A 22,981-nucleotide genomic window follows, 5' to 3' on the forward strand; every position below is an offset into this window, starting at 1 on the left:
TTGCAGCTTTACCACCAGTTGAAACAATATTTAAATAATATGAAACTTGTGGAATTTTTCAATGCAAAACTCAAAATTATTTCTGTTACCAAAAACGAACATAAATAGCAGTCAGAAGTAATACAATAATGACGATCAGGAATAATGTTCTATTGTCCACATTGAACATATTTTTGTCTGTAACAAAAGCTTTTGGATTTACTTTTGGACCAAAGACACTTAAAAGTACCATTACCACTACAGTAATGAAAAATGACCAACCCATATTGATAAGGAAAGGAATCTCTGTAATAGTTTTCACCACGCCATTTTCCCACTTTTCATATGTAAATGCTGTATATATCCATGTTTCTTTTCCAAATAGTTCAACTGCAAAACTGTTAAAGAATATAGATAATAAAAAGCCGAGAATAACCCCAACTATAGCAGCAGTTCCGGTAGTTCTTTTCCAAAACATTCCTAAAATAAACATAGCAAATACACCCGGACTAATAAAACCAGTATATTTTTGTATAAATGTAACCCCCCCTTCACCACCGATTCCCAAAATATCTGTCCATGTAAATATCAAAGCAACAAGCATTGCCACTATAATTGTCAAACGTCCTGTTCTTACCATTTGCGTTTCAGATGTGTCGGTTTTTAAATATTTTTTATAAATATCTAAAGTAAAAATGGTGGAGATACTGTTTACTTTTCCGGCAAGTGATGCTACTATTGCAGCTGTTAAAGCAGCCACTGCAAGACCTTTAAGTCCAGATGGAAGCAGCCCCAGGATTGCAGAGTAAGCACTATCTTTTACCCCATTAAAATTGGGCAAATGACCTTTTGTATAAAGTACATAAGCTGCAATCCCAGGAAGCACAACGATTACAGGCATAAAAAGTTTTAAAAATCCTGCAAATAAAATTCCTGTTCTTGCTGTTTTTAAATCTGCTCCTAATGCTCTTTGGGTAATGTATTGGTTGCACCCCCAATAATTAAGTTGTACAATCCATTGTCCAGCAAGATACATTGCTAAACCTGGCAAAACTACATATTTCCGTACCGCTAAATTTTCTGACATTGATAAAGTAGTGGTGGTAATTTGTGGTTTATCAAGAATGAGTTTGAAATGTCCCGGAGCTTCTTTCAAAAGGGTATTTAAACCCATTAAAGCATTTCCAACAGCAGCACCATTAATTCTTTGATCCACAACCTGTAATGCCATATAAACTGTAGCAAAGCCACCAATAATAAGAACAGCCACCTGAATAACATCCGTGTAGCCAATGACTTTCATTCCACCCAATCCAATAACCAAAGCCATTAGTAAAAGTGTAACCATAATGATATGCAGATGCCCTCCTCCAAGCAATGAATCAATAGCTACAGCTCCTAAATAAAGAATGGAAGTAAGATTAACAATTACATATAAAAATAGCCAAAAAACAGCCATAATAAGAGAAACAGCCTTATTATACCGTGTTTCCAAAAACTGAGGCATCGTATAAATCTTATTTTTGAGATAAATAGGAATAAACCAGACTGCAATAATTATCAGTGCAATGGCAGCCAGCCATTCATAAGCGGCCACCGCTACTCCTGTGAAAAAGCCTTCGCCGCTCATCCCAATAAATTGTTCTGCTGAAATATTAGATGCAATCAAACTTGCTCCAATTGCCCACCATGTTAGTGAACCTTCTGCAAGGAAATAATCTTTACTTCCTGTAATTTTTGATTTTTTCCGATTGTATATCCATAGGCCGTATACTGTTACAACAAAAAAATAAATTAGAAATATAACAAAATCAAGTGTCGATAGTTTTCCCACGCTTAAAAATTTTTATAGTAAGTTTATCATAGATTTCTATACTTCCCAGCACTTTCATGTACTATAAAGTATTTAATAGTTTAGTAATCTTAATATATTATTTAGAATAAATTCGAATCTTTTACACTTAAATCATACAAAAGAAAACCTTGTATTATCAAATGTATCAATTTGAAAAACACAACCATACTTGTTCCTACCGGTTTTTGTATATTTACTACTAGTTAAAAAATTGGCAATGTTATGAAGCTTATTAAAATAATCCCCGATTCAGTTATTCCTAAATACCAGCAGATTATAAATTCCATTGAACAAGCTCTTGCCCAACAACTCCTAAAAAAAAATGACAAATTACCTTCCGTCAATAAAGTGTGTATGGAATTCGGTATTTCCAGAGACACTGTTCTGTATGCCTACGAGATACTAAAAAAGAAAGGAATAATAAATGCTATTCTGGGTAAAGGATACTATATAAAAAGTACTGATTGGAATTTTGAAGAGCGCATCTTTTTACTGTTTGATGAACTGAATGCTTTTAAGGAAAATCTTTATTATTCTTTTTTGGAAGAGATACAGCAAAGAGCGAATGTACATGTATTTTTCCACTATTTTAATATTGATGTCTTCAAGAAATTAATAGAGGAAAACAACGGAAACTACACAAAATATATCATTATGCCCGGGAATATGAATGATACAGCTCCCATTATTAAAATGCTTCCCAAGAAGGATGTATACCTATTGGATCAAACCAATATATCTTTAAGGGAATATTCATCAGTATATCAGAATTTCGCAAAGGACATGTACAATGGGTTATTAAAAGCGAAAACTAAGCTTGAAACCTATCAAAGATTAATTCTTATTTTTCCGGGACAAAAAGAGCCTGTAGGTATGGTAGAAGGATTTACCAGTTTTTGTGAGCAGTATAAAATGAAATATGAGATTATCTGTACTTTCACTGATGGGGAAATACTGAATGGAGACGTATTTGTAATCCTGGATGACAAGCATTTGGTCAATGTCATTAAGCAATCTAAAAAACAGAAGCTAAAAATCAGAAAGGATTTTGGAATTATATCCTACAACGAAACGCCCCTAAAAAGTATTGTAGAAAATGGCATTACTACGATTTCTACGGATTTTTGGCAAATGGGAAAGATTCTGGCAGAGATGGTTCTTAATAGCAAAGAAGGAAGAATTGAAAATACTTCTAATTTAATCATAAGAAATTCTCTATAATTATTTTGAACAAAGGCTCAGATTATAAAATCTGAGCCTTTATTTTTTAGCTTTAAACTTCGTCATTAAAAGTCAATAGAATTCAGTGTCTTATCCACCAATAATCCGTTAACAGCTTTTATATTAAATGATCCGTTTCTTTTGGCTTTAAATTTAAGAATGAATAAATCTGTTGTGCCTTCTAAAGATTGTTTTTGTCCTGTATTAACCAGCGTAGGATATAATACCTTCTCTTTATTGGTATGCAATCTATCATAAGTGAGGTTTTCCATTTGTTCAATATGTAATGGTGTAATGCCTATATATTCCAGTTCCTGCTGGTTATATGGAACGGCAAAACTCAGTGCATTTACAGATTGTAGATTATTACCTTTTACCACTACTTCTACAATATCATTCTTAGCATATTGCTGTTTTGAGACAGAGACTGTAATGTTACCTTTCAGTGGCTTCAATTCTTCATCATTTATCCCTCCATCAATTTTTGTAGCGACGTTAGAAATATCAAATGCATCAATGGAACCGTTCTTATTAATATCACCATTACTGATATATCCCTCAAAGTCAGAATCTCCTTTTCTCAAACCTGTATAATTCATATACGAAGTAAAGTCATTTCTATCAATTTTCTGATCATTATTAATATCTCCAGGAAGTAAAGTTGCAGAACCTGGTACTTTAAAGATATATAGCTCATTTCCGGAAGCAAAGTTTCCGAAGGCGCTGCCGACTTCAATTTTAATGAATCTTGTGACAGGGTGTGCCGCAAAATCTAAAGATTTGGGTTTGTTATTTCTGTCCCAGGCAAAAGAGCCAAGCTCTGTCCAGTCCTTTTTATTATCACTATACGCAATTTTACCTTTCATCCATATTCCATTGTAACCGTTGCTTCTAGGGATATATTCCAATTTACTTATTGTATTAACAGAGCCCAAATCCAAAATTATTTCAAAAGGGACTTTGCTCTTTTCATAATCCGAATGCCATCCCGTATTTGCATCCTGATCAAAAAGGTTTTCTATCCCTTCTCCTTCCTGGCTTGGAATGGAGGATGTGGCTTTTATGCCTTTAATTGCAAATTCGTAAGGATTTTTATTGGTTCGGGATGAAAAAGGAACCCAATCAGAAGTATTGGTTTTATTGACAGCTCTTACTTTGAAATCATATTTTGTTTCAGGGGTCAACCCTTCAAACAGGAAAGAACTATCTTTAATATTACTGTATACCATATTATCGTATAGTATTTCATAGTAATCAGCATTAGGTATTTTATTCCACGATGGCAATATTGAATACGCGGTGTTTGTACTTTCTGAAGTGACAGGTTTTAAAGCTTCTGCCAATGCCCCGGAATTATTTTTTAAATGGTTGTAACTGGAAAACTGATACCCCTCGACAACAAGCTCTACTTTGTTTTTGCTGACATCGGTGATCTCTGATTTTACCCAAAGTTGGGGATTTCGGGTAATAGAAACCTTTGAAAAATCAGAATCTTTTGTAGAGAAATTATTGAATTCAGGCTTGCTGTTGTAAAAATATACGTTTGCCCCTTTATTGAATTCATCTAACGTATTTACTGCTTTCAGATTTACATTTTTACCTCCAACAGAAAGTTTTACACCGGATGGCTTTTGAGTAACGTTAACTCTGAATTCTGTCATTTTTTCTTTTTCAAAACCCTTAAAGTTACCTTTGGCAGGAGAAATACTTATGACAGCTGTATTTTTCACTACATTACTTTCTACAAGCGTATATACAGATTCATTTTTCTTATAATTTTCGGTAATACCATCGTCATCATATTCTGTAAAACTGGATTTTTCTGAAGGATACACTTCATAAATCCTTACTTTTCTATTGATTTCATGAACATTATTATTAGCATTTACCATCGGAATAATAGCACCCGGCTTTACAAATAGGGGAAGTTTCCAAACAGGAGCATCGAAATGATTTAAAATAATTCCTCCTTCATACGTTTGTCCTGTGAAGTAATCAATCCAGTTTCCTTCAGGGAGGTAAATATTATTTCTGATATCATTCCCTTCTTTATCCGTTTTCGTGGCTTGATATATGGGAGCTACTAAAAAATAGGGACCATACAGATACTGATACTGAGTAGATTTTCCGAGGGTATAATCATTAGCCTGTTGCAAAAACATTGCTCTGATGATTGGCAGCCCATCTACAGCTTCTTTAGCCACACTATAAGTATAAGGAAGTAAGCTCGACTTTAATTTTAAATAGTTCCTGTTGATAGAAGTAGCTTGTTCACCCAAAGCCTGAGGATATTTTTCATTGGCTCCCCAGCCATCCATATTGAGCTGCATAGGAGTGAAGGTTTTCCATTGGAAATCTCTGGTATTGATAACCGGGTTTTGCCCACCAAAAATACCATCCATATCCGAAGTAATATTAGGCTGGCCAGACAGACCAGAACCTATATAGGTAGGAATATGGAATCTTATGTATTCCCACTCTCCCCCTGTTTGGTCTCCTGTCCAGATACCTGCATATCGCTGTGAACCCGCCCATCCGTCCAGTGAAATGATAAAAGGACGGCTTCCGTTACCATATCGTGGCATTATTTGAGCGACATCTGAAATGCCATTCAGTCCGAATGAGTAACCAGGACCTACCCAGGCCACATCAGTTTTTAGTACTCTTACCCCTGCATCCTGCACTTCTTTTATAATATCTCTCTGCAAAAGAGCGGCAACTCCTTCTTTAGGATGTAAATCTGATTGTGTCCACAATCCTATTTCTACTCCATTTTTTCTGGCATACTCTCCAAATGATTTTAAATTGGCAATGTTGCCTTCCAACGTTTCAGTTTGTCCATAGCCTGCACCATATCCATCATTTGGTAAAATCCATCCTAATGGCATATCTGCATTTTTATACCGGTCTATCACTGCTCTGGCAGAAAACTTATAATTGTTTTTTTCGCCATTTAACGATTCTTTAATTCCGCCATTGTCTTTTTGGCTCTCTTTATATCTTTTTCCGTCTTCAAATGGTATTCCTTTTACATCTTCTTTCCAATAATCTCTGTTGTAGGCATTAAGATGCCCTTCATAAAAACCAAACTTGGGTAAAAGTACAGGGTTTCCGGTAAGCTGGTAAAAATCATTCAACAAAGATTTGGGGGTATCATCTACCATAAAGAAAACGTCCAGATAATCGGTCTCATGAGCCAGCTTCACTTCATTTTTATTTTGTTTACCAAAATCATAGTATCCTTTTTTGAAAGTATGCCACATACAACCATATCCGTTGGTAGACCAATAATAAGGATTGGGAGATGCTACACCACCATCAGTCCAGTTATTCTGATTTACAATAAAAATAGTGTTTCCTTTATGAGAGAATCTCCCATTCTGTACACCACCTCCATAGAAATATTCATCTTTTCCCTGAGATAAGGTCAATGCGACTTCTTTAGAATTAAATTCTATGGGAGCCATAAAGGAAAATACTTCTTTATGAAGATTCAGATCAAATACTTTAAATAAAGAAGTTGCTTTTTCAATTTCTATTTTAGTTTTAGCGGTAGAAACGGAAACAGTCTGTGACAAATTACTGACCGCAATTTCTTTTACTTTTTTTCTGGGCTGATCTGCCAGAATCTGAGCGGGAGGTGATGCTTCCGGGTTTCTTATTTCTCCACCTTTGGGATCTAAAAATAATCTAAAAAGATTTTCTCCGTAAAAATCTATGATCAGCTTTTTGTTATCGGAAAACAAAACCTCTACAGAGGTTTCTCCCTTCCTGGAAACATTATCAATTTTTTGAGCCTGAGTTCTTCCGGTGAAGAAAACAAGAAAAGAACTCAGGAGTAAAATTTTTTGATTTTTTGAATTTAAAACGGTATTCATGTACCTTGGTATTATATTAATTTGTATATTACTCTAAGAACGTGAGATCAATATTAGAGATAAAACAACTGTATCATCTTTTGTGATCACAGGACTTTCAAAAATATAGATCATTTATTCACTACTTTATTTAATAAGCTGACTCTGTTTATTTCAGAAATATAGCTCATACAATAGGTCTGCTCAATTTACTGCTTAATTTTAATTCATCGGTTGGTGGAGAAATAAAATTCCGTTTCTGTCTGTAAATTTGGACGTCTGGTCATACAAAATTCCCACATCAAAAGTGTGGGAATTTATCAATTCAAATTTATTTAATAATGAATTTTTCGATATACTTATCTGATTGTTTAATAAATAATGCCGTGTAAGTTCCCTGAGGAAGGTTAAGCAATATATTTTCATCAGCTTTTAAATTGAATTTCTCAGCAATTTTTCTTCCTGAAGTATCATAAATGATCAGATGAGAACTTATCCATTTTTCTGGTAAACGTATAGAAATAGGAGTACCATGTAATATGGGATTGGAAACGATCTGTGGATGAGCAGCCTTGGATTTTACAGGATTAAGAGCTGATAACACAGATGAATTAACGGTTAGTATAAACTGACTGAAAGAGCTAACGTTAAGCCCGTTATTAAAGGTTACTTTTGTATTAAGCCCACTTCCTGAAACAGTATCTGCATTGTCAATACTGCTTCCCCAGCTATTTCCGAAATCATTACTGCCTCTTTTGAAAAGATGGTAAGAAGATGCTGAAGGATAATTAGCAAAATCAGCATTCTTATAAAAAGACAGTGAGGTAAGCGGAGCAAATGTTTGGTTAGCACCATAATTATTAACAATAGAATAAAAGCCAAAGTTCGTATTACTATCAGGCAGCTGATCAGGATTTATACTGCCTCTCGACACCCAAACATCACCATTAGGATAGGTTCCCGGAGCAAATTCCATAGATATTCCTGCGTTGGTAAAATCTTTTAACCCGGAAGAATTGATATTAATCTTCTCGCTTACTCCATGAAAAACAGGAACATTAGATAATAATCTTGTATACCCGCTGCCTTTATATGAGGCTGCAGTATTAGAGTTATTTTTATTGATCGTAATATTACCCACTGATTCATTAAACTGAAGATAATATACTAAACCGTTTAGTATAGGGCTTGCTGCTGTGCTTTTTGTAAGATGTCTCCATTGTCTGACCTCATCTATTGATAAAGCTCTGTTCCATATAGCCACTTCATCCATTTCCAATTTGGTGAACCTATTAGAAAAACCTCTTCCATAACTTCCTAAAAATAAAGTATTAACAATTTCTGAAGGCAATGCTGTACTGTTCACACTTTCTTTTCCATTAACATATATTTTTACGTTGATCCCATTGCTTACCAATGCTACATGTGTCCATTGATTTGGAGGAGCCTGCAAACCTGAAGACCACGACCACCCCGGGTGAAAACCTATGGTATTATTTCCACCGTTAAAATTCATTCCAAACGCACTCGTATCGCCCTGAGACATAAAAATACCACTATAATCCGTCTGTACTCCATCCGGTTTAATCCAGCAGGAGAAGGTAAATGAGTTTTTGTTAATATTCAGATCATTGATTTCTACGTAATCTTTATTACTATCACCGGTAAGCTTTATACTGTTTCCAGGGACGCCATCGGGCTGGCTTGATCCACACTGATTATTGACTTCAATAAAATTATTTAATGTTTGTGTGCTGGTGCCATACTGATCTGTTACCGTTAATGTTACAGAATACAATCCATTCGGAGCATTTTTGTAAGATACTACCGGATTTTCCAGTGATGACGTTGAAGGAGTTCCACCAGGGAAGCTCCATTGCCATGTTGCGCCGACATTACGGACTACTGAATAATCTTTAAATTGTACAATTTCTGTTACCGGACAATATATTTTGCTTTTATCAGCTGATATCAGAGCACTGGGCGGACTTATTTCATACAAAGTGTGTTCAAAGGCACCACGGGAAGTTCCTATTTTTAATTTATTTTCATTATAATTAATAAACATAAAGCGTACATCACACATTGGCAGGCCATTACCCAGCATAGCCCAGTTATTCATATTGTTATTTCTATAAAAGACTCCTGCCTTATTACCTACATATACTCCGCCATTAGAACCTCTCTGAAAAATAATTTTCGTAACAGGGGAAGTAGTGAGCACGGGAGAACTAAGATTAGTCCAGGTTACTCCTCCATCATTAGATTTTAAAACCTTACAGTCTGACTGGACTCCACTGTAGGTTACCCAAATTTCATTAGGATTATTATCTCCGATAGCAATATCTGATATGTTCTTTGGGCCTAATGTGACGGTTGTATCAGGTGTAATATCAGTCCAGGTAGCTCCCTGATCTGTAGTTTTCCAAAGCTTATTACTGGTAATACCTTCTACAACGCACATTACATTTGGATTCTTAGCAGAAATTTTTTCTCTGAATACCTGTTTAGTAAAAGTCTTAATAATAGAAATGCTGTTTCCGTTATCTTCAGTTTTGATTAGAGAATTTTTCCATGTTGCAAGATTAGGATTTCCATCCGGATATTGACCTGCATGATGGGTAATAATGCTGTAATATTTATTGGGATGAAATTCTATAGAATTGAAATAATCATAGATTCCTCCCAAATCCAAAAAATTAGGTTCATTTACCAAAGTATGTACACCGGTTCTGAAATAACGGTAGTTGCTATATCCCTGGCTGTAAATATAACGGTCATCCAATGGATTTACATCTGTATTTCCCTGATCTGCTCCTGGCCCATTGTACCATGTAAAACCATTAGCACTTTCTTTGATCATAGCAGGACCATGGTTATTTCCTGATGCCACTAAATTGCTCTTAAATGCACTGCCAAATCCCCATAATTCATGATTACTGATACTATTGGTTTTGGTGGTCAAAGTATTTCCCAAATCATTAGAATCTGTCATTTCCCCATCACTTCCTACGACTAACTTTCCGTTGATAAAATCAATGGCCCTGATATCGGAATGCGTAGTTCCTGATGCTAGTGAAAATGAAGCACCATTGTTGGTAGAAATATGTATTTTTTCATTTCCATAGCCTCCATAAGCTATTTTATTTTCATCTTTACGGTCCATCTGAATATCTCCATGGTGTAGTAACGGATCATGATTATACACATCTCCAATGCCGGAAACCATATTGGTTCTGGTAAGCTCTATATTTCCAGTTAATTTATTGAATTTGTATAATTGAACCGCATTATGACCATAAGCACTTGAACCTGTACCTGCCGCTACGTAGAATGAAGCCGTATTATTAACAGGTAAAAAAACTTTCGTCCACCCAATGATCTGGCCATTTGCGGAAGTATCCAATGTGGTTGAATTCAACTGGGAAAAACTTGATCCCTGATCCACAGACTTATAAACTTTGAAAACATTAGTATTGGAAGTACTGGCAAAGTAAACAGAATTACTGTCATTGGGATCCCATTCCAAACATTCGCTGTGTATGGATGAATCCCATATTGCATAATTAGGAAGCCCGGTATAAACCTCATTCCAGGAGCTTCCTCCATTGGTGGTACGATAAAGCGATGTCCCCCAGCGCACAACTACGATATCAGGATTTAAAGGTGAAACGGCAATATCATACGCTTTACCTGGATAGTTAGCCGCAGTCATAGTGGTCGTAAGCCAGTTAAGCCCTCCATCGGTAGATTTAATGAGCTGACTGTCGCTTAATGCATACACAATTTGCGGATTAGCAATGCATACATCTACGTCATTATATTTAGAATCCGGAAAACCGTTATCTACCAGATTCCAGACTGATCCCCCATCGGTTGTACGCCATAAGCCACCGGTTACAAAAGATACAAATATCTTCTGAGGATCAGTAGGATCAATTTTATTCAGATATACATACCCTCCATGGTTTCCCTTACCTGAGTAAAATGTACTTGCACTGTTTAAAGGACCAATCATAGACCAGCTTCCCACCTGGGTCTGCGTAGTTATTAATGGGCTGTTGCTGGCTTTTGAATGGTTTATTAACAAAGGTTCCGGAACTACTTTTCCTTTCTCATCCAGGTAAAACAGCTTGGTTCTGAGCCAGTCTTCACCAAGGCTTCGCGGTTTACTTTTTTCCCATCTGTGGTTTCCGAAATACTTATCAAAATTGGACTTGATTTTAAAATAGTCTGCATAATCTTTCATGTCTGAAAACCAGGACATCGACTTATGTTTAATTTCATACTCAATATCTTCATCATCTTCTTCTGTCCGTAAGGTTTTATTTGATGAAAAATCCTGACCATTGCAGATTGTAGATATCAGTAATATCAACAAGAATAATTTGTTTTTCATATGTGTTTATTTAATTAATTGACAGTTAAATACTGCTAATCCTTGTAATCTATATTTAGTATCCTTTTGCTGCCTGAGCTTCTTTTAATTTTGGATTTAAATCCACGGCAGTCTGAGGATAAGGGAATCTGTAAAACTTATCATTCCAAACTCTTGTTGCAACCTGTGTATTTGTGATATCGTAGATTGTTTTCATTACATTGGGAGCAGTTTTCCATCTTCTGATATCGTAGAATCTATGTCCTTCGTTGGCTAGCTCTATTCTTCTCTCATTTCTAATAATATCCCTCAACGTTTCCTTTGTTTGTGTTCTGCTTACTACGGTCATACCTACTCTGTTTCTGATTTTGTCTAATGCATCGTAAATGGAGGCATCCGGCCCATACAATTCATTTTTTGCTTCAGCATAAGTAAGCAGTACCTCTGCATAGCGAATCAGCATAAAATTATTACTCGCATTTAAGTTTTCATCTAATGAACTATAGTCTGCCATTTTTTTATAGTTATAGCCAATTTTTGATGTATTGTTTCCTCCTTTACCCCAAGTGAACAGTTTGCTTGTTCCAAAGCCTTTCAGATAAGACCAGGGGCCATTCGGGTGCATAATACTTGCATATAAACGGGTGTCTCTGTTTTTGAACTCGTCGAGATAGGCACCATTTGGATTTCCATCATTATAGTTTGACGCTCTTACAGCATCAGAAGGAGGGGTAAATGCTGTACCATCTTTTTTCCAATAGGCATTCACCAGATCGATTGTTGGGGTGATAGAGCTCCAACCACTCTCTTCATTGGGCAATAGAAGAAGGGTCATGTAGTTACTATATGTTCCTTTTGAATCCGGTACATACTGGGCTTCTAAAATTGATTCTATACTGCCCTCATTTTTAGCCCAGAATAATGCCTGATAATTACTTAAACCTTTATAAAAATTATCTTTATCCGTGGTAGAAGTAAAAGTAACAAAGCTATCATAGTCTGTACTTGTGTCTACTGTAGCTGTATTGAAAAGCCCGTAAGTTCCGGAATTCATTACCAGTTGAGCTGCTTCATAAGCTTCTTTATATTTTCCTGTGTATAAATAGACCCTTGCCTTAAATGCTAATACAGCTCCTTTTGTTATTCTACCCTTATCCTGGCCGGAAGTATAGATAGCAGGTAAATCATTTTCAATAGCATTTAATTCATTGGTTACAAAATCATCAATTTCAGCTTCAGAAACCGGTGTAAGAGATGTTTCATCTAATTTACCTGATTTTTGTACCAACGGAAGAGCACCAAAACGCTGAGATAAATCAAAATAATTAAAAGCTCTTATAAATCTTGCTTCTGCGCTATATCTTTTAGCAAGATTTTTGTCCATTGGGATCTTATCGATATTTTCTAAAAAGGTATTTACCATTCTGATTGTCGTAAAGTCATATCCGAAATCTGTAGAAGGAAGTATATTTCCTGCAGAAGCATCTACTGCCATTGTCTCCCAGGGGTATTGAGCATATGAATTATCTGTGTAACAATCATTGTATAAACTTAGGTAAGCTGCCCCGGACAAGTATTTATAAATACCATTCAGCGCCATGGTAGCATCTTTTTCAGTTTTCCAAAATGTATCTTCGGATATTTTGTCTTCCGGAAACCTGTCTAAATTACAGGAACCGGTAACTATAGATAGGGTAACTGACAGTACTATGATTTTTATTTTTTTCATTTGATATCTTATTTAAGTTAAAAAGTTGCATTTATACCAAAGGATACGGTTTTTAAATTAGGATATGAGGAACGTGCACTTGCCATTTCAGGATCAAAATCTTTTATTCTTTTGTCACCTCTCAGCGTAAAGTAATTTTCCAGGTTTGCGTATATTCTGAATTTTTTCAGTCCTATGTGGTTGATCACGTCCTGAGGAAGGGAATATCCTAAAGTAACAGACTTAATTCTAAAATAACTTGCATCAAAAAGCCAGAAATCAGAGGTAACACCTATATTTTGAGTTCCTCCTCCAGCCGGCAATACTCTATGGTACAAAGCATCAGGATTTGGATTTTCAGGAGTCCATCTGTTATCTAAAACATATTGCTTTACCCCTGCACCATTGAAAAATGCCTGAGAGGATTCTTTATCCAGATATACCTGAACATTCGCTACCCCTTGCCCCACTACGCTGAGATCAAAATTTTTATATCTTCCTCCGATGCTCAGACCATAGGTAAAAGCTGGAACATCATTGCCTATAACCGTTCTGTCATTTTCATCAACAACTCCGTCGCCATTAATATCCACATACTTTATATCACCTGGCTGGGATGAACTGTATAATTTAGGATAATTATTATTAATATCTTCCTGGGTTAAGAGACCGGCAGTTTTATATCCATAGAAATCTCCAATTGAACCTCCTACCTGCGTGATCCAATAATCATTATACAAAGGCTTACTATTGACAAGTGATAGAATAGTGTTCTGGTTCTTAGCAAAATTAGCATTGATGTAAAAGTCTCCATTTTCAAAATTTTTATTGTAGCCCAAAGTAACTTCTATCCCTTTATTCTCTACATCCCCTGCATTAATTGGCGGTGCCTGGTTTGGTGCCACACCTGTCTCATATTCTAACTGATTGCTCATTAAAGCCCCTTTTGTAAGACGGTTATAAAAATCTACTGAGAAAGTGAAGGTATTATTAAATAAAGATCCATCCAGTCCTATATTTTTGGTAACAATTTTTTCCCAGCCTATATCTGAAAAGCCTAGTTTGCCTGGTACCACGGCCCCTACTATAACATTTCCCAGAACTGAAGAATCATTATCCATATAGGTCTGACTGTCATAATAACCAATAGTATTAATAGATCCGGTGCTTCCGTAAGACCCTCTCAATTTCAGGGTATTAATAAAATTAAGGTTTTTAATAAAATTTTCTTTATCCAACCTCCAGGAAGCCATAAATGCTGGAAAATAACCCCACCTGTTTTCTTTAGCAAAACGCGAAGATGCATCTGCCCTTATAATACCTTCCAGAAAATATTTTTCCTGATAATTATAATTGATACGGGCGAAAGCAGACTGGAAAGCATATTGTTGAGTATTAGATTTCAACTCATCTAAAGTTCCATCCAGAGTACTAAGAGCACTTAAAGCATGCAATCCATCTTTTGGTATATTAGATTTTTTGCCATAGATTGATCTTGCTGTATAGTCTTCATAAGAAGCTCCTCCTAAGATTTTAAAATAATGCGATGAAATATTTTTTTCATAACTCACCAGAACCTGAGTATTGAGTAATTCATCAGAATTCCAGGACTCAGAATAGTTGTTAATTGCTCTTGCAGTTGCAGTTATAGGAGCTTTGGTTAAAAAATTATACACAGGGTTTAGTGTATTTACAAAAGTTCCCGAACGATAATTCCAGTTTGAATAACTGATCTGAGCATCAATATTGAAGCCTTTTGCAGGAGCGTAGCTGGCAGATAATGCTCCCATAAATTTTTGATCATTTGACTTGAAGTCTCCCCCCTCAATGTTATTTCTTACAGGATTGGTATTTGCAAATGTGTTATCTACTTTACCCGCATTAACAGATCCCCACCATCCATTAGATTGTCTTAGTGCCATCGTAGGAGATATTCTTGCCAACTCTGTAGTATTAATACCTCCTCCCTGATCATTGATCATTTGTTTGATGAACGATATATTAGAGTTTACTGTTAGTTTATCACTTAATTTAGATGAGGTGTTCGTTCTGAAAGAATACCTATCCATTCCTTTTGTAGGGGACAGAGATTCCTGTTTCAGGTACCCTAAGCTTGCGAAATAACGAATTTTATCACCACCTGACACATTAATCTCATTATTAAGCACATTGGCCATTTTTCGGTAGGTTTCCTTATACCAGTCAGTGTTAGGGTATCTGTCAGGATCTGTACCTGCAGCTGTAAGATCTATTTGCTCCTGCTTGTACTGAGAAAAAAGACCAACATTATGATCAGCATTGAAATAGGCTTCATTTTTTAATTTCATGTATCCAACGGCATCCACATACTTAGGCAAATAAGTGGGGGTCTGATAGGCATTATACATATTATAACTTATGCTCATCTTACCTCCGCCTCCTTTTTTGGTCTCTACAAGAATGACCCCATAGCCGGCTCTTGTACCATAGATAGCTGCTGAAGCATCTTTTAAAATACTTATATTTTCAATATCAGCGGGACTTAACCTTGAAAAGTCTGCAGCACTTGAGAGAATACCATCTATAATATAAAGTGGTGAATTACCGGCAACACTTCTTCCCCTTACATTTAAATCAGGTACATAACCTACATCTCCTAATTTGGATTTAATTGTAACCCCGGGTAAGGCACCTTGTATACTGGCTGTTAAGCTTGTTGTCGGACGATCCTGTAGTATTTTTTTGTCAACGGAAGCTATGGATCCGGAAACAGTTCCCTTCTTCTGTTTTCCATATCCTACTAAAACAATTTCTTCCACATTTTTTACTTTCTTTACAGTGTCCGAAGGTTTGTTTTTAGTTTCCTGTGCATGAACAAGTGTTACAGAGGACAAAAGAACTGCACCTAAAATAATCTTTTTTTTCTTCATGTTTTTTTAAGTTTTTATTGAAATATTCTATCTAAGGGTAGTTGCTGAATGGGAACAAGCTATTACTACAATGTTAAATATTTGTTACTCAAATGTATATTTTTACTGTACACCTCCATACTGGTAACCACCAGTTTTTGTCCTTTTACCACCAGTTTGAAGATTATTCCAATGTATCTTATTGAGTCTATAGCAGATGGGCTGTGTCTGCCAGAATTTATATTTTCTGGTTTCTGTTTAAAGAGAAAAGATCTGTTTAATTAGATTTATAGATTTGTATTTATGAAGAGTTAATTCCTATCAAAAACATGGAATGTAATAGATTGCAAAGAATTTCGGGTACAATTACCCAATAAATTTGCAAGTTGCTTAAAATTTGTGCTATATATCCTTGAAATATGGGAATAATGCCCCCTTCACAAGCCTTCAGGGAGTGAAATTTGTTCTATATCATTTATGGTATTTACAAGAACTTGTATTTTTTGTTTACCTGTTTATTACTTAATTCAGAATTTTAATTTTTTAGAATTTCCATCTTACAAAAGCTTCCATGGCAGCATAAGTAGCAAGTCCCATTTTGTGATAGGTCTCTGCCGTTTCTCTGTTTCTTTCTTCTGCTCTCTGCCAGAATTCTCTCATATCTGTCCCTTGAAATACTACCCCATCTTTTTGAGATTGATGTTTAAAAGTCCCATAGCGTTTTTCCAAAATTTGATCCGGACTTAATGGTACTGCCATTTCTATTTCTTCTATAGACCATTCTTTCCATGCTCCTCGATATAACCATAACCAGCAATCTTTCATGTATTCCTTCGATTTTAAATTTTTAACAGATTCAAAAACAGCATCCAAACACACTTTATGTGTTCCATGAGGATCTGCTAAATCACCAGCCGCATATATCTGATGTGGCTTTACGCTGTCTATAATATCTGTTACAATTTCTATATCCTCTTTACTCAATGGCTTTTTTTCTATTCTGCCTGTTTCATAGAAGGGCATTTCCAAAAAATGAATCTGGGTGTCTGGTATTCCCACATAATAACAGGTAGATCTTGCCTCCCCTTTCCTTATTAAACCTTTTATATGTCTTACTTCAGGAATATCGATATCACTGTTTTTCTTATTTTGTAAAAATTTGATGGCTTTGTCAAAAATCTTTTGTGCTGCATTATTTTCGATGCCAAACATTTCATTATAATCACATACAAAATTGGCAAACCGCAATGCTTCAGAATCTGCTACAGCTATATTGCCGGAAGTTTGATAAGCTACATGAACTTCATGCCCCTGTTGGTGCAGTCGGATGAAAGTTCCTCCCATACTGATAATATCATCATCCGGATGCGGACTGAATATAAGGACTCTTTTTTTGGCAGGAGTTTTCCTTTCCGGCCTGTTACTGTCATCTGCTCCCGGCTTACCTCCCGGCCAACCCGTTATGGTGTGTTGTAATTTATTGAAAATCTCAATATTGATATTGTAAGCCGGACCTTTGTCTGCCAACAGATCACTCATTCCGTTTTCTATATAATCAGAATCGGTAAGCTTCAATATAGGTTTCTTTATTTTTTGGGCCAATCCCAAAACTGCTTTTCGGGTTAATGCATCAGTCCATTCTATTTTCTCTACCAGCCATGGAGTATTAATTCGGGTAAGTTTATGAGCTGCTGCCTGATCCAATACAAAAGTTGCGTTTTTGTGTTCCTGCAAATAGGAAGCCGGTACCATGTTGGTAACAGGACCTTCTACAGACTCTTTGATGATATTTGATTTAGATTCTCCCCACGCTAATAGTATTACTCTTTTCGCCTCCATTATTTTCCTCACTCCCAATGTAATAGCTGTTCTGGGAGTATTCGATAGTCCCAAAAACTCATTGCTGGCTGCCACTCTTGTGATATGATCTAAAGCTACAAGTCGCGTTCTGGAATTTTGCAGGGAGCCCGATTCATTGAATCCGATATGACCATTACCGCCAATACCCAGAATCTGCAAATCTATCCCGCCTAAGGCTTCTATTTTAAGTTCGTATTCTGCACAGTAGTCTGCTATTTCCTCTTTAGATAATGTTCCGTCAGGGATGTGATAGTTTTCAGGAAGAATATCTACTTTATCAAACAACAGTTCTTTCATAAAACGAACATAACTATGGACGGAATCCGGTTCCATAGGATAATATTCGTCAAGGTTGAAACTAATGACGTTTTTGAAACTCAATCCTTCTTCTCTGTGCATGCGTACCAATTCAGCATATAAGCTCTTGGGTGATGAGCCGGTAGCCAAACCTAAAATACAGGGTTGTTTTTGAGACTGCTTTACACGGATAAGGTCTGAAATCTCTTTTGCTACGGATTTTGAAGCTGAAAGTGAATCCGTGAAAATAACCGTTTCTATCTTTTCAAATCTTTTTTCAAATCCTGTAGAGGAATCTATTGTGCTTTTTAACATAGTAATTGGGTTTTGGAAAGTGATAAAATTAAATTATATATAGAACTTGTATTTCTAATTTCAATAAAAAAACAAAAAAAAGAGATACTTCATATATACATCATGTTATTATATGATTAATTATCAACACTTTAAAATTTAAACATTAAAAAGATAAAATTTATTTCTTGCGCCCGGAAGATTGGTAATATCTATTTAAATAGCGTTCAACTGTATTCTCATACTGTTTCCGGCAGAATCAATAGGGATATTCAACGCAAAAAGTGTCCGGGAAGTTACAAAGTGATTAAAATTTCAGGCTAGTAATATTAATCAATTAATACCAAGCTCCATTTCTTTTCCTCATTTAATCCGCTCAGAAATATGGAAAATAGGGCGAAAAACGTATTCGTTCAAAAAAATTAATCAAATTAATGGGAATTATTTTTTTTTATTTGATAAATAAATTTAATTTAGTGGAAATAAATACAAATACAATTATGAAACTAAAATTATTAGCTGATACTTTTTGGGGTATCGCCGTATTACTTATTTTTCAATCATGTGCAGAAACTACTGCCACTATGGAGGACACTGTTTCTATCCAAAATGTTTCACCTTTAAAGAAAGTATTATCCTTTAATGTTCCCGTTGCAGGAAATTCTTTTTTAACTGTAAAACCTTTGGGAGCCGGCGAGGTGATCACTTCCACCAAACTGGATAACTGGACAAACTCTAATACGGTGATCAGTACTTATTTCAGGGTAAGCAATACAGGAACATTAAAAATTGGACTAAAAGCTTCTGTTCCATCAGGAACCAGTATTGTTAAAGTAACGGTAGGCAATACCTCCCAGAATGTTACTTTAACAGGATCTGTTTCTAAAGAGTATACAGTGGGAGATTTTATTGTTTCCACACCAGGTTATGTAAAAGTAGACCTTCAGGGTGTTTCTAAAACCGGCGGATATTTTGCAGATCTTACGGATGTGACTTTCAGTGGCACAGCTTCTACAGGAACCAATGTTTACAGCAATGATCCTTCTTACTATTATTGGGCACGCAGAGGACCTTCATGTCATCTGAACTATATCGTTCCCACCACAAATAATGTGAGCTATTATTATAACGAAGTAACAGTTCCTGTGGGAGAAGATAAAATCGGTTCTTATTTCATGGCCAATGGCTTTAGTGCGGGATATTTCGGTATGCAGGTTAATTCTGCTGCTGAAAGAAGGATTTTATTCTCTGTATGGAGTCCCTTTGTAACCGATGATCCTAACAATATTCCTCCTGAGCAGAAAATTATTCTCAACAGAGCAGGCAGCGGGGTAACGATTGGGGAATTTGGCAATGAAGGTTCTGGCGGACAGAGTTATTACAAGTATAACTGGAGTGCCGGGCAAACCTATAAATTTTTATTAAAAGGCGAACCGGACGGAACAGGAAAAACAGACTTTACAGCATGGTTTTTATCCCCGGATGCTACGGAATGGAAACTAATAGCCAGCTGGAAACGGCCTGAAACCAACACCTATCTACAAAGCTTTTATAGCTTCGTGGAAAACTTCAATCCTGAAAATGGATATCAGGGCAGAAAAGCAGAATTCAAGAATCAATGGGTGAGAACTTCAGACGGAAACTGGATTGCTATTTCCGGAGCAAAATTTACTGTGGATAATACTTATAATGCACAACAAAGAATAGATGCAATAGGTGGAACAAATGGTAATGCTTTCTTTTTGCAAAATGGCGGCTTTATTAGTACAATTGTTGCTCCCGGATCGCAGTTTTCTGTTACAGCACCTTCACAAGCTCCAAACATCAATTTTTCAACGCTTCCTTAAAATTATATCCAAAAATAAAAAGCCAGTTCTTATAAAGTAACTGGCTTTTATTTTTTCTGATTCATGCTTTATAATGAGATATCGGAATTTACAGCTGTATTTTGGGAATGAAAATTATTTAACAACAATACCGCCAGGAAAATAAAATTCTTTTTATCATTGTTGTGTTTTTAACAAAAGCACAGTTAAATCCAACTGTGTTATTTTTTATTAAATTTACTCAGAAGAATGTTCAATAATTGCTTGAACTCTTATCAGGCTATCTTTTAAATCAGGCAGCCCATAATAGTTGTTTTTCTGAAATACTGAAATAATATTTCTATCTTTAACTACACTATTATAAAGTAAGCTTTCAGCATTCCATATAGCATTCCCAGAATTAACACCTGCAAAATTCAAGTAAAAAGGATCAACTGTATTTCCTATATAAGCAAGTATTTTATATTTTTCATCTAATGTAAAATTGGTATTATCTTTCAATGCATATCCAAAATTCTCCAAAGCATTCAAAAACCTGTTTTCGTCTGCTTTTGTATGGCCTTTTATATACTTTAATAACTCTGTTCTTATTTCTAATTCTCCTTTACAGTTTTTTACAAAAATAATATCGCCGATGTCGGAAGAGGTTTGATATACTTTTAAATAATCTTTCATGACAAGATCATTGAAGTGCGGCTCCTTAGTAAATCCAAAGTTTTTCACCAGCATCTTCACAAATACTTTATCGTGCTCTGCCAACCAGCCCACATAAGATTTATTATCATTGAAAAGAAGCATATTCCTTGCTACAAGGGTTTGAACATTTTTTTTCCGAATTTCATTTAAATTGGTAACATCTTTCCAATGTGGAATTGTAATATCCAAATTATCTATACTTGATTTTCTTGTTATATTGATGTTTTCAAAATCATTTAATCTAGAATATTCTTTTTTATAATCAATAAGCTCAGGTATATAATACAAATCTGTAATTAATTTTCTTTGTTTATCTATAAACGGGCCTTCGTAATCAACTCCATTATTACGATACATAACAAACTCTTTATCACATTTATCCAACAAGTTAACGTATAAAAAATGTGATTGAGAATCTGAATCAATGATTCTTCCAAAAATATTTTTGATTTTTTTATTAAAATCTTCAGTACCAAGAGTATTATACCCATTTGAATTTAATAATTCATGAGCTACTATTGCTGTTGCTTCCAATTCTTTAGTCTCAAATTGAATTTTTGGTAGTCCAGCACCAGCCTCATCAATAGTGTAGGTTGACCCCTGTTTAAGTTGTTTTTTTAAGACATTTTCGACGATACTATCACTCTTATATTTTGTACCAATAGAATGAATATCTTTTCTTTCTTGCCCGTTATTATTACCACTAGTGAGTAGTAGAGGTACCATCAAAACATTTAGTATTTTCATCATATTAAATTTGTGTTTCACAATTAAAAAGAAGCACACCCATTTCTGACTGTGCTTGATATATTATTTTTTAGGATGTTGTTTTCGCCATTCTGTAACATTCATAGGTCGGTTATCCGGGCCACATGTTCCGTTGTATTCACATTCTTCAACAAAATATTCATCATAATCTGCGTTATCCCACCATTCTTTAAATTTTGGAAGGTTGAAATAATTATTTTTCTGTAAAATGTCTACTTCTTCCTGATCTAAAAAGAATCGTAACCTTCCCATCATCTTTGAATTATCTCCATATCCCGAAACAAATCTTTTGTCATACTTATATTGTTCAGCAAAATAAACGATATTCGCTAGTATTTTTACCTTATCTACCTTTGAAACGCCAGTTTCTTTGTTATTAAAATCAGCAAAATATTCAAGATATCCTTTAATATAATCAAGTAAAAATCTATTCTCATTTGACATATCGTTTGTTATATCTGGAGTATAAATCTCCTGTAAAATTTTAAAAGTATTAGCATGTATTTTTACTGTTTCATCACATTGCTTTACCCAAAACAAATTCCCATAATCAGACGGGTCTTTTTTATCAAATTTTGTTCTTTCAATAACCCACTTCAGTAAATCAATATCCTGAGTGTAGCCAAAAGTTTTTACTAAAGCCTCCATAAAATATGAATCATTAACAGTAAGCCATTTGTATTGAGCCTTATTATCATTAAACAAATAGAGGTTACGCGCAACTAATGTTTGTATGTTCTTCTTTCTCTGCTCCTTCAGATTGTGTATATCTTTCCATAAATATTTCTTAACTTCATTTCCATTTGCATCTTTATAGTTTTTTGAAGCCGAATTTTCTTCCTGAGCTGCTTCACTATATGTTTTTTGATAATCAATAATCAAGGGAAGTGGATAAAGATCAGTAATGAAGTTCTGATTTTTAACTACAAATACACCATTATTCTCTGCGTTATTTGGAAAAAAATTCAACTCCTTGTCACACTTATCAATTAAATTGATATACAGAAATTTACTGGTTGAGTTTTTATCAATAATTCGGTTAAAAATCTGTTTTATTTTATTACTAAATTCTTCATTTCTAATAGCTTTATAACCATTATCTAAAAGTAATTGATTCAATATTGGAGTTGTTACTTCCAAATCTTTATCGGAATACTGATATGGATTATCAAAAGAAGGTTTTCCGTATTCTAATTGTTTTTTTAGCATAATATTAACATCTTGATTAAATTGCAGACCTGCTGAACTTTCTTTAATATTTGTCACATTCTTATTATTTTCAGCCTTTTTATCCTGACATGATACTAAAGCAGAAGAAATAAAAAGCAGGCTCATTAAAATTCTATGTTTCATT

At 35.0% G+C, this 22,981-nt stretch carries 10 protein-coding genes; 2 read left to right on the forward strand and 8 right to left on the reverse strand.

Going from position 1 to position 22,981, the window contains the following annotated elements; all coding sequences use genetic code 11:
* Positions 1 to 85 precede the first annotated feature (85 nt).
* Positions 86 to 1,813: a sodium:solute symporter family transporter gene (locus V0410_RS09470; protein ID WP_330747272.1), complete on the reverse strand. Its 1,728-nt coding sequence runs from the start codon at positions 1,811 to 1,813 to the stop codon at positions 86 to 88.
* Positions 1,814 to 2,056: 243 nt separating this feature from the next.
* Here V0410_RS09470 and V0410_RS09475 point away from each other — a divergent pair, with 243 nt between their 5' ends.
* Positions 2,057 to 3,055 (forward strand): GntR family transcriptional regulator, encoded by a 999-nt coding sequence (locus V0410_RS09475; protein ID WP_330747273.1) that lies wholly within the window; start codon positions 2,057 to 2,059, stop codon positions 3,053 to 3,055.
* 65 nt (positions 3,056 to 3,120) lie between these two features.
* Here the strand turns inward: V0410_RS09475 and V0410_RS09480 are convergent, their stop codons facing one another.
* The 5 genes from V0410_RS09480 to nagB all read right to left on the reverse strand — a co-directional run bounded on the left by V0410_RS09480 (position 3,121) and on the right by nagB (position 18,358).
* The gene (locus V0410_RS09480; RefSeq protein WP_330747274.1) at positions 3,121 to 6,933 is read right to left on the reverse strand and encodes a TIM-barrel domain-containing protein; all 3,813 of its coding nucleotides are present in this window, start codon (positions 6,931 to 6,933) and stop codon (positions 3,121 to 3,123) included.
* Positions 6,934 to 7,243: 310 nt separating this feature from the next.
* Positions 7,244 to 11,311: a LamG-like jellyroll fold domain-containing protein gene (locus V0410_RS09485; RefSeq protein ID WP_330747275.1), complete on the reverse strand. Its 4,068-nt coding sequence runs from the start codon at positions 11,309 to 11,311 to the stop codon at positions 7,244 to 7,246.
* A 55-nt stretch (positions 11,312 to 11,366) separates the two neighbouring features.
* Positions 11,367 to 13,019: a RagB/SusD family nutrient uptake outer membrane protein gene (locus V0410_RS09490; RefSeq protein WP_330747276.1), complete on the reverse strand. Its 1,653-nt coding sequence runs from the start codon at positions 13,017 to 13,019 to the stop codon at positions 11,367 to 11,369.
* Between the two features lie 17 nt (positions 13,020 to 13,036).
* Positions 13,037 to 15,907 carry a SusC/RagA family TonB-linked outer membrane protein gene (locus V0410_RS09495; protein ID WP_330747277.1) on the reverse strand — a complete coding sequence of 957 codons (2,871 nt, stop codon included), beginning with the start codon at positions 15,905 to 15,907 and terminating at the stop codon, positions 13,037 to 13,039.
* 522 nt (positions 15,908 to 16,429) lie between these two features.
* Positions 16,430 to 18,358: a glucosamine-6-phosphate deaminase gene (gene nagB / locus V0410_RS09500; RefSeq protein ID WP_330747278.1), complete on the reverse strand. Its 1,929-nt coding sequence runs from the start codon at positions 18,356 to 18,358 to the stop codon at positions 16,430 to 16,432.
* Between the two features lie 479 nt (positions 18,359 to 18,837).
* Here nagB and V0410_RS09505 point away from each other — a divergent pair, with 479 nt between their 5' ends.
* Positions 18,838 to 20,184: a DUF3472 domain-containing protein gene (locus tag V0410_RS09505; protein WP_330747279.1), complete on the forward strand. Its 1,347-nt coding sequence runs from the start codon at positions 18,838 to 18,840 to the stop codon at positions 20,182 to 20,184.
* A gap of 216 nt (positions 20,185 to 20,400) precedes the next feature.
* On the opposite strand, the gene V0410_RS09510 is transcribed toward V0410_RS09505, so the two are convergent.
* Both V0410_RS09510 and V0410_RS09515 read right to left on the reverse strand, forming a co-directional pair.
* Positions 20,401 to 21,609 carry a hypothetical protein gene (locus V0410_RS09510; protein ID WP_330747280.1) on the reverse strand — a complete coding sequence of 403 codons (1,209 nt, stop codon included), beginning with the start codon at positions 21,607 to 21,609 and terminating at the stop codon, positions 20,401 to 20,403.
* Positions 21,610 to 21,669: 60 nt separating this feature from the next.
* A complete protein-coding gene (locus tag V0410_RS09515) occupies positions 21,670 to 22,980 on the reverse strand; it encodes a hypothetical protein (protein ID WP_330747281.1) in 1,311 nt (436 codons plus the stop codon).
* Between the last annotated feature and the right edge of the window lies 1 nt (position 22,981).

The sequence above is a fragment of the Chryseobacterium sp. CP-77 genome, from assembly GCF_036362765.1.
GTDB lineage: Bacteria > Bacteroidota > Bacteroidia > Flavobacteriales > Weeksellaceae > Chryseobacterium > Chryseobacterium cupriresistens.

Excerpts from the sequence above, each read along its gene's own strand:
- V0410_RS09475 (WP_330747273.1), top strand. The coding sequence starts at position 2,057 with ATGAAGCTTATTAAAATAATCCCCGATTCAGTTATTCCTAAATACCAG.
- V0410_RS09480 (WP_330747274.1), bottom strand. The coding sequence starts at position 6,933 with ATGAATACCGTTTTAAATTCAAAAAATCAAAAAATTTTACTCCTGAGT.
- V0410_RS09485 (WP_330747275.1), bottom strand. The coding sequence starts at position 11,311 with ATGAAAAACAAATTATTCTTGTTGATATTACTGATATCTACAATCTGC.
- V0410_RS09490 (WP_330747276.1), bottom strand. The coding sequence starts at position 13,019 with ATGAAAAAAATAAAAATCATAGTACTGTCAGTTACCCTATCTATAGTT.
- V0410_RS09495 (WP_330747277.1), bottom strand. The coding sequence starts at position 15,907 with ATGAAGAAAAAAAAGATTATTTTAGGTGCAGTTCTTTTGTCCTCTGTA.
- nagB (WP_330747278.1), bottom strand. The coding sequence starts at position 18,358 with ATGTTAAAAAGCACAATAGATTCCTCTACAGGATTTGAAAAAAGATTT.
- V0410_RS09505 (WP_330747279.1), top strand. The coding sequence starts at position 18,838 with ATGAAACTAAAATTATTAGCTGATACTTTTTGGGGTATCGCCGTATTA.
- V0410_RS09510 (WP_330747280.1), bottom strand. The coding sequence starts at position 21,609 with ATGATGAAAATACTAAATGTTTTGATGGTACCTCTACTACTCACTAGT.
- V0410_RS09515 (WP_330747281.1), bottom strand. The coding sequence starts at position 22,980 with ATGAAACATAGAATTTTAATGAGCCTGCTTTTTATTTCTTCTGCTTTA.